The following is a 13226-nucleotide window of genomic DNA, read 5'->3' as shown; positions in this document are numbered from 1 at the left end:
CTTATCTCACTCTCCTTTTTGTCTGCCCTTCAAAAATTTCTGTTGCCAGATAAATTGCAAACAGGAAAAAGACTGCCGCAATTTTACCCGTTCTGCTTCCTGTAAAGTTCAGCACATATCCGGCAAAAGGGATGCAAAACACAACCGTGCCCTGCAGATTTTCCCACTTTACTGGTTTTGTATCCTGATATTGATTGGAATCCCCTTTTGTTACAAAAAAATGCTTTTCCTTATTGTTTTCAGCTACCCGGTGTGTAATCATTGTTCTCCCTTGTTCCGTGGTAAATGTAATGATCTCCCCTTTTTCTACTTTTTCCGGCTCTTTTTCCTTCACATATATGGCGCTTCCAACTGGCAAATCAGGGCTCATGCTTCCAGACATTACGCTGTAACATTTCATGCCATATATCTGGGGAAACGAAAATCCGACTAACAAAATGGCAAAAATCACCCATATGATTTTCAACAGACCTTTTCCCCAGATTTTTAATCTCATCTGTCTTTTTCCTTTCTGTACAGTTTTCTTGCAGTTACTGCAAGAACCACCGCAGCTGCAAATAGCGCAAACCATCTTGCCAGCAGATTTGTGTTATCTCCGGTTTTAGGGCTTGCAGACGCAGTTGCATACACTTTTTCTCCTGCTGCTCCATTTAAGCTTCCCCCTCCGCTGTTGTATCCACTTCCGCCGATGTTTCCGTTTTCGCCATACTTTCCATTTCCGCTTTTATTTCCACTTCCGCCGTTATTTCCGTTATTTCCGTCATCTCCATTGTTCTCATCGTCATTGTGCCCCCGGTCACCATTTCCATTTTGACCGGAAGATGAATCCGAAGAGGCCTGACTCGCAGAAAATACCCATTTCACTTTTCCCAACAGTTCCTGATATTCATTATCCATCTCTTCACTTAAAGACAATTTTACAATCAGATTTTTTCCTGCTCCTGGTTTAAACTCACCAAGGGAAATGTCTTTTTTCATGCTCCAGCCTTTTTTCGTCAGATTTCCATCTACAGTTCCATGATAAAGAACTTTATTGTTCTCCAGAATTTCAATCTTTGCATAACTGGTAAGAAGCTTCCGTATCAGCTCCAGATTCTTTTTGCTGTACTTGTTCTGTTTGGCAGCTTCCGCCCGAAGGCTCATCTTAATGTTTAAATCCGAGTTATTAGCAAGCCTTATTGTCTGGCTTCTTGTACATCCAGGCTGCAGGTTCTTAAAATTTGCAAACAGATCTGTTTTCTCGCCGCCAATGATCAGCTTATGATTTTTGTCAAAAATCACACTGGTAACAACTTCGCAAGTACATGGCTGATAGGTAATTCCAAGATCCTTCTCATTTTTCCCCCATATTGCTTTCATTTCGCCGCTCTCTGCCTGTATACTCTCCAGATTTACAATAATTCTTGCCTCTTTGTTCTTATAACGGTTGTCTGCTTTTTCAGAGAGATAGTAGCTGTCCATCAAAGGCTTTTTCGTGGTTTTTCCTGCCGGCAATACATCCTTATAGTACCAGTAGCCGTCCTCACACAGCTTCCAGAGATCGGTGTTGTAATGAATTTCGATCATCTCAGGATCCAGTTCCCGATTTTCCAGAAACTGACCGTTTTCACTGATACTCCCAAACACTCTTCCAATTTTTATCCGGACAAAGGAATCCACAGTTCCTTCATTTTTTATATTTACCTCTTTCACCACTTTCTGTCCCGGATCTACATGATCTGGCCTTACATAATTTTCCTGTATGGAATTTCTGTAAGAGGACATGGACAGCAGATTTACTGCATATTCAGATACATTCCAGGCAGCCAGCGCAGTACCGCATGCAAGCAGCAGTACTGCCACCACAGTTATGCAGATACTTGTGCACTTATGCTTCTTCATGGTATCTCTTCCTTTCTGATCAGTTCTCACTGCCGCGGTTTATTTCCTGCAAGGTTCCTCCTTTAATTTCTTCATCCAACATACGGTAAGCTTCTGACTGGGTTGCAAATCCTTTGCTCTGAATTGCCTGTGCTGTTACTTTCAGCTGATAATTTCCAACTTTCTGCATCTGTGTCTGGTTCCAGTCTGTAGGAATCGCAATATTGGTAAACAGGGTAGACTCCTCTCCAATATTTAAAATTCCATCCCCTTTTGCTCCCATATAATTGAAAACAAGTTTTGAAGCAGTGGAGCGTGCCGTGTCCTTTGTCCACAATGGATTTACCATTGGATAGGCTGCCAGCTGTGCAAGGTTGTAGCCAGGAATCCTATCCTGAATCAGTCCGGTAGCCTTACCTTCTTTTTTGTCATATCCACCGGTAAAAGTCTTATCAAAATAAATGGTTTTATAAATCAGATTCAACGCCTGATCGTCTGTGATCGGTGTCCCCTGACTATTCAGAATGTCCACACTCATTCTCACATAACAGGGCTCGTCCCCGTTTTTGTCGGAGGTGATGTTCTTTATAGTTGGATTTTTGTATACCGTGTATCCCGGATACATATTTTTTCCATCGTTTTCATTTGGATCCCAGTCCGGTTCTTTCAGACCAATATCAAGGTCCCCTGTGGTAAAAACATTGGTCTGCACAGAATTTTCCGTGAAATAAGCCATTGTGTTTCCAATTCCAAATAACATGGCACATGAAAGTACTCCCGCAAATAATACATTTCTTTTTCCTCTGCTCATTTTCATATTTTCTCTTCCTTTCTCTCATTAAAAATGAAACAATCCTGCTTCATACGCACTTTTTGGATTGTTAAGACCAAAATATTCTTCTCCTGTCATCTGCTGAAGAATCTGTCCGGAAATCTTAATTTCCACCCCGCCCATTTCCTGAATCCAGGTCTGCCTGCGGTTATTTACCTTTTTATCCACCCAGACCTTTGTAAATAGAGGAACAGTTGTTTCTCCTGTACCATTCAGGTTCCTTTTCAAAACTTTCGAGTAGTAAAAATACTGTACAGGGTCTGTCTTTTTCTGCTCAGCAAATCGCACCCATTCTCCTTTAGCGGCATCATCACTGTTATAATCAATGGTATAAACTTGGACTACTTTTTCCATATCCTGAGCGCTTAAGACTTTTCCTCTTTTGCTCTTATCCGGGCAATTCTGACTGTAAACGAACTCACATTTCAATGCTGCAAGCTCATTCATATTCAGTTCTGATGTATTGGTTATCTGAGGATCTTTTGCAACAGAAGAACCTGGAACAGTAAGTAATCCTTTCTGTGGATTCCATGACGGCTCTGTAAGAACTGCATCCAGGCCTTTTTCCCCGGCAAATGTCAGCCTGTTTGCAACTTGTCCTGTGTCACCAAGATAAGCAAGTGTGCCGCCAGTTCCCACAGCCAGACATAACCCGGTTCCAAAGATCAGTGCTGCCTTTTTCATTTTTTTCATGTGCACCTCCTTACAGTCTTGCAAAGGCTTCTTCCGGAGAAGAAAATCCTTCGCTCTGAACCGACTCTTCATACACAAGAATATCAAATGGAACTAAATCTTCTTTTTTTACTGTGTTTTTTATAACAATATTATCAAAAACCGTATCTGTTCGCTGTCCTGGCTGAAGCTGTTTCTGATAATAATAGTATCCGTCTTCTCCTGTTTTCCAACTGTCTTTTATCTTAAGAGGCTCACACTGCGCCTGTGCATCCAGATTGCTGAATACTACCCTGACCCGGACATATACCGGAATCACAGAATCATTTACAATACATGGCTTTTTCTTTATGACCGATCCTGGTCCAGGATCGGCCGGAGGATCAAACTCTTCTTCAATGTGTGTCTTATTCTCCACTATCTTTATCCTGTTAACAGTTTCCTGGCGGTCAATTAAATAGGCATACACCATAGAACCTGCTGCTCCCGCCAAAAGGCAGAACGCTAATACAAACAGCATCCATTTCTTTCTCATGGATCAATCACGGCAGGAACCGTTCCTGCTTACTCCTTTCCTCCTGGAATTTCTGTTATTTTGCAGACCTGCTGCAAAACAGCTACTGCTCAAAAAGACCAGTAACCATAAAATCAGCACATGGGTACCACCTCCTTTACAAAGAACCAGAACGGTCATATCTGTCATTAGGGATTTTTTCGAAAATTAAATAGTAAAAAGAATAAAAGATTTGATTTATAAATACATCTGAGATCAGTGAAATAAATAGAAACTATAATTATTAATATTTTAACAATTTCTAAGATACAATAATTAATTAAATGGATTTTAATAACTGAATTAACAAATTTGAATTAAAGATTAAATTGACGCGTCTTCTGTGACGCATTGATTAATTGATATGATAACATGTTTTTTGAAAAAGTCAATACAGGAAATAGAATTTTTCTATTTCCTGTACCAGCTCCTGGACTAGAAAAGGCTCTAGCTTATTACCTCGCGGATTTTGGAGCGAATTCTCTGCAGAGCATTATCAACAGATTTTGGAGATTTATTCAGGATTCCTCCAATTTCCACATATCCTTTTCCCTTCAGATACAAATCCAGCACTTTATTTTCCATAGGACTTAAATAATCTGAAATTCTTTTCCGAAGATCCTCTGTAGTCTCCTGATCAATAATGATGGATTCCGGATTCTCCACGCTCAGTTCCCAGATTGGACTGCTTTCATCCTCCTGATTCAACGATACATAGGAATTCAGAGGCTGGTGCTTCTGGCGATTAGAATTCTGAATGGCACTGTATATCTGCCTGTCAATACATACTCTGGCAAAAGTAGCAAAAGATGCCTCCTTATCTGTCTGAAAATCCCGGACTGCTTTAAACAAACCGATCATTCCTTCCTGGATCAGGTCATCTGTATCTCCTCCGATGAGGAACATGGCCCGGGCTTTCTGACGTACCAGACCCTTATATTTCTCCATCAGATAATCTTCTATGGCTGTCTCTCCAGCCCGCAGACGGGCAATCAGTTCTTCATCACTTACACCATCGAACTTTCCCATATTTCCTCCGGATTTTATTTCATTCTCTGGCGAACCACCTCATAGGCAAGGATTCCTGCTGCAACAGACGCATTCAGAGAATCAATGTCTCCCTTCATAGGAATAGCTGCCACAAAGTCACATTTTTCCTTTACAAGGCGGCTCACGCCCTCTCCCTCATTTCCGATCACCACACCCATAGGACCGGTAAGATTCAGATTGTACATCAGATCTCCGCCCATATCTGCGCATACAAACCACATACCCTCTTTTTTCAGCTCTTCGATGGTCTGTCCAAGATTAGATACCTTGGCAACTGGTGTGTAGTTCAAAGCCCCTGCAGAAGTTTTTGCAACTGTTGATGTAAGCCCTGCCGCATGTCTTTTCGGAATGATAACACCATGTGCGCCTGCAAGGTTGGCAGTACGGATAATAGCTCCCAGATTATGGGGATCTTCGATATCATCAAGAAGAAAAATGAAAGGTGCTTCTCCTTTTTCCTTTGCTTTATTTAAAATATCCTCAACTGTGGAATATTCATATGCAGCCACCTGCGCGATCACGCCCTGATGGGCGCCTGTCTCGCTTAACTGATCCAGACGCTCTTTCTGTACAAAATTAATGATCGTATCTTTTTTTCTTGCCTCACGGATAATGGTGCGTACTGGTCCATCCTGGCATCTGTCCAGAACAAAAAGCTTGTCCACGCATTTTCCTGAGCGAAATGCCTCTAATACCGCATTTCTTCCTTCAATCTGCTCGCTCATTTGCAGCCTCCTGTCTCTTATTGCCTTTGTAAAATCATTGCTGTTGTTCTTTATAAATTCTCTTCCGGAATTCCTTTTCTCACCAGTTCCACAATTCTGGAATAATCTTCTTTCAGGTACAAATATCCCATCAGTGCCTCAAAGCCTGTAGCCCTGCGGTAATCTGCCATTGTAGCATGCTTGGCCATTGTAGGGGAATGTGCATTTCTGCCTCTTTTATAGACAGCCAGTTCTTCTTCTGTAAGATCAGGTTCCAGAAGCTCCATCATCTTTGACTGCGCTCCTGCCTTTACCAGGCTGCTGGCCTTTTTATGAAGCTGATTCACCGGACAGTTGCCTTTTTTAACAAGGATTGTCCGGATCACCAGTTCATAAACACCATCTCCAATATAAGCCAGTGTCAGCGGGGAATAGGTTCGCAGATCCCTGTCTTTCAGTTCAAACAGTTCTTTTAATTCACTTAAGCCCGTTTCCATTTTACTCCTTCACGTGTATCTTTAAGAATGATTCCCTTTGCAAGGAGTTCATCACGAATCTCATCTGCTCTTGCAAAATTCTTTGCCTTTCTTGCCTCCTGGCGCTCTGCAATCAGATCTTCGATTTCTTTATCCAGAATTTCTTCTTTCTTCACAGCAGCAAGTCCAAGCACATCACAAAGCTTCACAAGAATTTCAAGAATTCCTTCTGCAAAAGCGGCGCTGCTTTCTTCTGTTACATTTGTATTGGCAAATTTGACCAGTTCAAATACAGCTGCAAGCGCATCAGCTGTGTTGAAATCGTCTTCCATTGCTTCTTCAAATTTCTTTACATATCCTTCTGCCTCTGCAAGAAGTTTCTTCTCAGCCTCAGTAAGTTCAACAGCAGATGCCTTCTCCTTACGGTCTTTCAGGCGTCCTGCTGCCTCTGTAATTCTCTCAAGGGCATTCTTGGAAGACTCCATAAGGTCAGCACTAAAGTTCAGCGGACTTCTGTAGTGTGCATTCAGCATGAAGAAACGAAGCACCTGCAGATCATATTGCTCGCTGATCTCACGCACAGTACGGAAGTTTCCAAGGGACTTGGACATTTTACGGTTATCAATATTCAGGAATGCATTGTGCATCCAGTATCTTGCAAAAATTTTATCATTGCAGCACTCGCTCTGTGCGATTTCATTCTCGTGATGCGGGAAAATAAGATCCTCACCACCGGCATGGATATCGATCTCGTCTCCAAGATATTTCTTAGACATAACAGAGCACTCAATGTGCCAGCCCGGACGGCCATCGCACCACGGAGAAGTCCAGTATGGTTCCCCTTCTTTCTTCGGTTTCCAGAGTACGAAATCCAGCGGATCTTCTTTCTGGTCCTCTCCTGATACCTGAAGTGCACGGAATCCAGACTGCAGGTCATCCAGGTTTTTGTGGGAAAGCTTTCCATATTCTTTAAATTTCTTTACACGGAAATATACAGTTCCGTCTGCCACTGCATAAGCATATCCTTTATCCATAAGAGTCTGGATCATGCTGATCATGCCGTCAATTTCCTGAGTTGCCTGAGGATGTGTAGTAGCAGGCTTCACGTTCATTCCTGCCATATCCTTTTTGCACTCTTCAATATATCTCTGGGAAATTTCTTCTGCGGAAACTCCCTCTTCGATTGCTTTCTTGATAATTTTGTCATCTACATCTGTAAAGTTGGATACATAGTTTACTTCGTATCCTTTATATTCCAGATAACGGCGGACTGTATCAAAAATGATCATTGGACGTGCATTACCAATATGGATCAGGTTGTATACAGTAGGTCCGCAGACATACATTTTTACCTTTCCCTCTTCAAGGGGTACAAATTCCTCTTTCTGACGGGTCAGCGTATTAAAAATCTTCATTTTATTTCTCCCTCCGGTCAATTTCTCTAAATGTTATTTCGCAGCTACCAATTCCAGACTTCTGCAGCATTTTGTACTTGTGCACACAACAACATTATTTCTTGTATAAAAGGCAGACTGCCTGGGAAGCAATTCCCTCTTCTCTTCCGGTAAAACCCAGCTTCTCCTCTGTGGTAGCCTTGATATTCAGACAGTCAGGCTCCATATGCAGCGCTTTCGCAATGTTTTCCTTCATCTGTGGAATATGAGGTGCCATCTTCGGCTTCTGGGCAATGATCACAGCGTCAATATTTCCTACACCATATCCTTTTTTTTCCAGAAGAGAGGCTACATGTTCCAACAGCTTTACGCTGGAAATCCCCTCGTATGCCGGATCTGTATCTGGAAAATGCTGTCCAATATCTCCAAGAGCTGCAGCTCCCAAAAGAGCATCCATAATCGCATGAATCAGTACATCTGCATCTGAATGTCCCAGCAGGCCTTTCTCCCACGGTATCTTCACACCGCCAAGGATCAGATTCCGGTTCTCTGTCAGTCTGTGTACATCATATCCCATTCCTACTTTCATAAGATTATCCACATTTCGTCCCTGCCTTTCTTCTTGAAAGGGATTTTCCTGCATAGCAAAAAATCCCCATGCTATCGTTCGCTATTATACATGATTTCCAACTAAAAAGCAATCCGTCAACAGTTTAATATGCCAGGGATTTCTGTCTGACATTCCAGACTGCGTTGCAACAGAATTCTGCACAATTTTTATTTATGACAAAGGCCTCCCGGGTGAACCCCAGAAGGCCTGACAATATATATTCTAAATATTTGCATATCTTTAAATACAAAAACATTTGACACATTTTCCTGTGGACAGTACTATTAAACTTCTGCGATTACCTCAACTTCGCAAAGAACATTCTTCGGAAGAGTTTTCACAGCGACACAGGAACGTGCTGGTTTGTTTACAAAGTATTTCGCATATACTTCATTAAACTTGGCAAAATCTCCCATATCAGCAAGGAAGCATGTTGTCTTAACTGCCTTCTCAAAGCTACTTCCTGCTTCTTTCAGTACTTCGCCAAGATTCTTCATAACCTGCTCTGCCTGAGTCTCAATGGTATTTCCGTTGATCTCGCCTGTTGCAGGATTTACCGGAATCTGTCCAGATGTGAATAATACTCCATTTAAGATCATTGCCTGGGAGTATGGTCCGATTGCTGCGGGTGCCTTCTCTGTATAAACTACTTTCATGGTGTAAATCTCCTTTCAATTTTTCTTTTATTGTCTTCATGCTATCGCAAAATTTTATTAGTGTCAAGCAATTTTTTTGTACGAATCTGGAAAGTAATTTTTTTGTACAAGTCTGGAACGGATTCTGCCTTGCAGGATTTTCCTATTACATAAATAATGTTTGCTGCACAGTCTTAGGGCGTGTTTAAAAAATCATTCCCGCAATCTGCACGCCCCACTTTGTGGGAGATTTCACCTGAATTCGGTTGCAGTAGCCCGCTACGGCACCCTCATCCGGGCGAAATCTCCCACAAATTGTGACGCACATCTTGCAGAAAGCCTTTTTCAAACATGCTCTAATTCAAATAATAATAAACCATCGCAGAAATCCTTTGAATATTGGAAACAGCATCTGCTTCCTTTCCTGCATTCTCAGACATTACGCATAGAATATAATCCGTTCTGGCTCCATAGACAATTCCAATATCGTGCTGGCTTTTATCATTTTCACCAGTTTTATTCGCTACCTGAACAGATTCCTTGAGCCCGCCAGGAATCTTTGTTCTGGTATCCTGATTCAGAAGCAAAGACAGCATCTGGTCAGAATCCTCCGGACTTACACATTCTCTTCGGTAAATCTTCTCTAGCAGAGTGCCACAATCCTTCACAGAGGTCATATTACTGCTGCCAAGCCCTTCCGGATCTGTATTCGAAGGCGCAAGCGTATGAAGTACAGCTGTCTCTTTATAGCCCTGTTCCCTAAGATACCTGTTAATTACACGTGCACCTGCATTGAATTGATTGGAAGCAGTCTGAAGCCTTACCATTTCATTAAAAGACTCATTGTCACTGTAGGTTACCATATTCTCCATAAGCCGAAACAGCTTGTCTGTCACAGTCTGACTAGCTGGATCTGCTTTCAGAAGTATCCCCTCAGCTATCCTGATTTTTTCCATATTTTCATAACTTGCAGCCATTGTAAATGCTTTTATCAGACTTGCAGAAGACATGGCTTTATCATTGATGGAGAACTTCTCTCCGCTCTTCAGATCTTTCACATAGACGCTCCAGTCCCCTTCCAAATTTTCCGTAAATTCCTTCACAGCTTTCTTCAGATTTTTGATCCCCGGATCCGTCAATTCCTTGATACTGCCATCTTTTTGGATTGTCAAGCCCTCTGGTGTAGTACCAGCTTCTTCCACTAATACGCCGCTTGATTCATCAAAATAATAATACCCGGAAAATCTCTTTTCTCCCACATTCATTTCCTGGATATAATAAATGCCACCTTCCTGACACACTCTTCCATTTCTGTCAACGTAATACCCGCCATCTAGTTTTATCTGTCCAATCTCTTCTTTTAGAATACAAACTCTTCCGGTACCGGAAAGCCTTCCAAGGTTATTTACCACATAAATCCCCGAAGTCCATCCTGCTTCCACAGTTCCATCTTCTGCTTTCGGGAGTGCTTCCTGTGAAATGGCTGTAAGATGTGCTTTAGAAGCTTTAAATTTTCCTGTCTCGTCGTGATAATAATATCCATTAAACACTGTTCCATCTACAACAAAATGGTCGAAATAATGTATAGTCTGAACGCAGTCTCCTGAACCATCTTCATTCAGACAGTAAAAGCCGTCACTTTTCAACATATATTTGCCATCACTGTTGGGAATAGGAAGTATCTTAGCTTCCTCTGTAACAGATGACAGGCTGCCGCCACTTTCTGATTCCGCCAATACAGTCAGAACTTCAGGCTTCCATAACAGGAGCCCGCTGTTGCTGCACCAAAATACTGCCCCCAAAAGGACTGCCATTCCAGCTGCTTTATACAGCCATCTGGTTTTTTTGCCTTTTTTCATGTTATTCTCCTTTTAATAAGGGCAGTATAACCTGTTTCTGCTTTGTATGCAACCTCTTTGTTTGCCATGATATTTTTACAGACTCTGTAATGAGTTTGAAGAAGGCTTTCTGCAAAATATACGTCACAATTTGTGAGAGATTTTGTCCGGAATACTCTCCCAAAATTTTTGCAGCTGTGCTTCCACATTTGACAATGTACACGTTTTCCTGTCATTCCACTCCACCGGAAAAAGATTGCTGTATTCTCTCTGCCGGAACCGTTCATCCAAAAGGAGAATAACACCATGATCCTCCCTTGTGCGGATTACTCTTCCAGCAGCCTGCAGAACCTTATTCATGCCAGGATACCTATAGGCGTAATCAAATCCATTTTCCCCATTTTCTGTGTAAAAAGAACGAAGAATTTCCCTCTCATTTCCCAACTGGGGCAATCCGGTTCCCACTAAAATGGCTCCAATCAGTTTTTCTCCCAGCAGATCAATTCCCTCTGAAAAAATACCACCCATAATGCAAAAAGCTACCAGTGATTCCTGATTCTGTTCAAATTCCTGAAGAAACTCTTCTCTTTCCTGTTCCTTCATAGAGCTGTTCTGACAGATACACTTCACCCAGTTTACAGAAAATTCTTCTTCGTAGACTGCATAAACCTCTTCCAACATTTTGTAAGAAGGAAAAAATACCATATAATTTCCCTTGCGCTGCCATACAGTCTTTGCTATATATTCCGCAATTTTATGATATTCCTCATATCCCCTGCGACTATATAAGGAACTTACATCGCCGGCATTTAAAATACAGCGGTTCTTCTGTGAAAACGGTGATTCCACGTAGATTCCATAATCGTCCTGCCTGTTGCTGAGCAATTTCCTGTAGTAGTTCATGGGCAGCAATGTGGCAGAAAAGAATACGGCACTGCGGCCTTTCTTCAGATATTCCCCCAGGTTCACTGCCGGATTTACACAGAACAGTTTCAGGCGAAACAGACCATCTTCTCCATTCTCAGCATAAACTACATAGTTCTCATCTATCAGTTCTGCAATATTCAGGAAATTACGAATATCAAAATAAAACTTCCTTACTTCATCTTCCAGTTCCACATCCTTATGTGCTTCCAGAAAAGCATCAAATTCTCCCTGAACCTTTAAAATCGTCATAGTTATGGAACCCGTGCCTGGGAGAACGAGGTAATTTCCACAGTCCACCTGTAGTTCTTTCAACTGTTTATCCAGCTTTCCAAGGGAGCGGTAAAGCCGGGGTGCTCTTTCTTTCATAACTTTTCGAACCCGAACAGCATCTTCCCTGCAAATAGAAGCGCTGTACATCTCTCTTCCCCGTTCTGCCAGATTATGAGCTTCATCAATGAGAAAGATATAATCTCCACCTGCACCTTCCCCGAAAAAACGTTTCAAATGAACCGTAGGGTCAAACACATAATTATAATCACAAATTACAGCATCCACCCACACAGACAGATCCAGACACATTTCAAAAGGACATACCTGCCATTTCTCTGCCTGCTCCCGGATAGTCTCCCTGTCATATCTGCTCTTCGTCGTCCACAGCTCATAGACAGCGTCATTGACCCTGTCGAAATGTCCCCTGGCGTAAGGACAATGTACCGGATCACATTTGGTTTCGTCCATAAAACACAGCTTCTCCTTGGCTGTAATGGTCACCACTTTGTATTTCATTCCCTTTTCCCGCAGCACCTCAAAAGCTTCCTGAGCCACTGTTCTTGTAATAGTCTTGGCTGTAAGATAAAAGATCGTCTCCCCTTTCCCTTCGCCAACAGCGCGAACTGCCGGAAAAATGGTAGACATGGTTTTTCCTACGCCGGTAGGTGCCTGAATAAAAATCTGACGACTGGCTCCAATTGTATGGTAAACACTGCTCACCATCTTTCTCTGACCTTCTCTGTAGGAAAATGGAAATTCCAGGCTCTGAAGAGAATGCTTTCTCTCTTCCTTCCATTTTTTCTGATAACTGAGCCATTTATGATATTCATCCAGAAGTTTCTGGTACCATTCTTTCAGTTCCTCTATGGAGATCACCTCCCGGAACCTTTTCACCACTTCTGTCTCCAGGTTGGCATATGTCATCTGGATTCCAATCTTCGACAAGCCTTCCTGAACACCGTAAATATAGCCATAACACATAGCCTGAGCCTTATGAACCTTCACAGGCTCTTCCATCTGTTCCACATTTCCATATATTCCTTTAATCTCATCGATCCAGACAACTTCATCTTCTGTAAAAATTCCATCTGCACGACCTTCTAACCGAATGTCCAGATCCTCATAGCTGCAATTCATCCGCAAAGCAACCTCTGCTCTGTAGTCTCCGCCCATTTGTTTCTGAAGCTTCCGATGCAGTCTGCTGCCCTTTAACATAGCATCTTTGTCTATAGTACCTCTTCGGTTATCAAGATCACCGCTTTGCAATATAAACTCCACAAGATTTCTTACTGATATTCGTGTTACCGGATTGTCCATTTCCAATTTACCGCCTTTTACTGGTCTGCTGCCTTCCAAACAAAGATACCTTATCTGTAAGCATTATAACACGAATTTTACTTATCGG

At 42.1% G+C, this 13226-nt stretch carries 13 protein-coding genes and 2 pseudogenes; 1 reads left to right on the top strand and 14 read right to left on the bottom strand.

Translation table 11 applies throughout. The features are described from left to right. Position 1: 1 nt before the first annotated feature. The 12 genes and pseudogenes from ABHC48_RS14305 to ABHC48_RS14250 all read right to left on the bottom strand — a co-directional run. Positions 2 to 496 carry a signal peptidase I gene (locus tag ABHC48_RS14305; RefSeq protein WP_195699898.1) on the bottom strand — a complete coding sequence of 165 codons (495 nt, stop codon included), beginning with the start codon at positions 494 to 496 and terminating at the stop codon, positions 2 to 4. After that, positions 493 to 1881, bottom strand: coding sequence for a hypothetical protein (locus ABHC48_RS14300; protein WP_347505731.1), 1389 nt, complete (start codon positions 1879 to 1881; stop codon positions 493 to 495). The genes ABHC48_RS14305 and ABHC48_RS14300 overlap by 4 nt, the downstream gene beginning before the upstream one ends. A gap of 19 nt (positions 1882 to 1900) precedes the next feature. Further along, positions 1901 to 2677, bottom strand: a complete 777-nt coding sequence (locus tag ABHC48_RS14295; protein WP_347505730.1) for a TasA family protein — start codon at positions 2675 to 2677, stop codon at positions 1901 to 1903. Between the two features lie 21 nt (positions 2678 to 2698). Further along, positions 2699 to 3385 carry a hypothetical protein gene (locus tag ABHC48_RS14290; RefSeq protein WP_173716453.1) on the bottom strand — a complete coding sequence of 229 codons (687 nt, stop codon included), beginning with the start codon at positions 3383 to 3385 and terminating at the stop codon, positions 2699 to 2701. Positions 3386 to 3395: 10 nt separating this feature from the next. Continuing rightward, positions 3396 to 3884 (bottom strand): hypothetical protein, encoded by a 489-nt coding sequence (locus tag ABHC48_RS14285; protein ID WP_148462760.1) that lies wholly within the window; start codon positions 3882 to 3884, stop codon positions 3396 to 3398. A gap of 480 nt (positions 3885 to 4364) precedes the next feature. Further along, on the bottom strand, positions 4365 to 4946 hold the full coding sequence (sigH, locus tag ABHC48_RS14280; RefSeq protein WP_118579097.1) for an RNA polymerase sporulation sigma factor SigH: 582 nt from the start codon (positions 4944 to 4946) through the stop codon (positions 4365 to 4367). 14 nt (positions 4947 to 4960) lie between these two features. Beyond that, positions 4961 to 5692: a 23S rRNA (guanosine(2251)-2'-O)-methyltransferase RlmB gene (gene rlmB, locus ABHC48_RS14275; RefSeq protein ID WP_148462761.1), complete on the bottom strand. Its 732-nt coding sequence runs from the start codon at positions 5690 to 5692 to the stop codon at positions 4961 to 4963. A 50-nt stretch (positions 5693 to 5742) separates the two neighbouring features. Continuing rightward, on the bottom strand, positions 5743 to 6168 hold the full coding sequence (locus ABHC48_RS14270; protein ID WP_118579103.1) for a ribonuclease III domain-containing protein: 426 nt from the start codon (positions 6166 to 6168) through the stop codon (positions 5743 to 5745). Next, complete coding sequence (gene cysS / locus ABHC48_RS14265; protein WP_173716451.1) at positions 6153 to 7562, bottom strand: cysteine--tRNA ligase; 1410 nt, start codon at positions 7560 to 7562, stop codon at positions 6153 to 6155. Before cysS ends, ABHC48_RS14270 begins: the two co-directional genes overlap by 16 nt. A 94-nt stretch (positions 7563 to 7656) precedes the next feature. After that, positions 7657 to 8130 carry a 2-C-methyl-D-erythritol 2,4-cyclodiphosphate synthase gene (gene ispF / locus ABHC48_RS14260; protein WP_118579255.1) on the bottom strand — a complete coding sequence of 158 codons (474 nt, stop codon included), beginning with the start codon at positions 8128 to 8130 and terminating at the stop codon, positions 7657 to 7659. Between the two features lie 305 nt (positions 8131 to 8435). Beyond that, positions 8436 to 8807 (bottom strand): RidA family protein, encoded by a 372-nt coding sequence (locus ABHC48_RS14255; protein ID WP_148462763.1) that lies wholly within the window; start codon positions 8805 to 8807, stop codon positions 8436 to 8438. A gap of 184 nt (positions 8808 to 8991) precedes the next feature. Further along, positions 8992 to 9075 (bottom strand): annotated as a pseudogene (locus tag ABHC48_RS14250) (DUF6783 domain-containing protein); the annotation flags it as partial. Here ABHC48_RS14250 and ABHC48_RS14245 point away from each other — a divergent pair. Next, positions 9052 to 9102, top strand: a pseudogene (locus tag ABHC48_RS14245) (DUF6783 domain-containing protein); the annotation flags it as partial. The pseudogenes ABHC48_RS14250 and ABHC48_RS14245 overlap by 24 nt on opposite strands. A gap of 40 nt (positions 9103 to 9142) precedes the next feature. Here ABHC48_RS14245 and ABHC48_RS14240 read toward each other — a convergent pair. Together ABHC48_RS14240 and ABHC48_RS14235 are read right to left on the bottom strand one after the other, a co-directional pair. Further along, positions 9143 to 10645: a serine hydrolase gene (locus ABHC48_RS14240; protein WP_347505725.1), complete on the bottom strand. Its 1503-nt coding sequence runs from the start codon at positions 10643 to 10645 to the stop codon at positions 9143 to 9145. Between the two features lie 123 nt (positions 10646 to 10768). Then, positions 10769 to 13138 (bottom strand): ATP-dependent DNA helicase, encoded by a 2370-nt coding sequence (locus tag ABHC48_RS14235; protein ID WP_347505724.1) that lies wholly within the window; start codon positions 13136 to 13138, stop codon positions 10769 to 10771. Positions 13139 to 13226 lie beyond the last annotated feature (88 nt).

The organism is Ruminococcus sp. 1001136sp1 (assembly GCF_039841815.1).
GTDB lineage: Bacteria > Bacillota > Clostridia > Lachnospirales > Lachnospiraceae > Blautia_A > Blautia_A faecis.
Note: the sequence above shows the minus strand (reverse complement) of the source record. Positions and strands in the feature narration are given on the sequence as shown.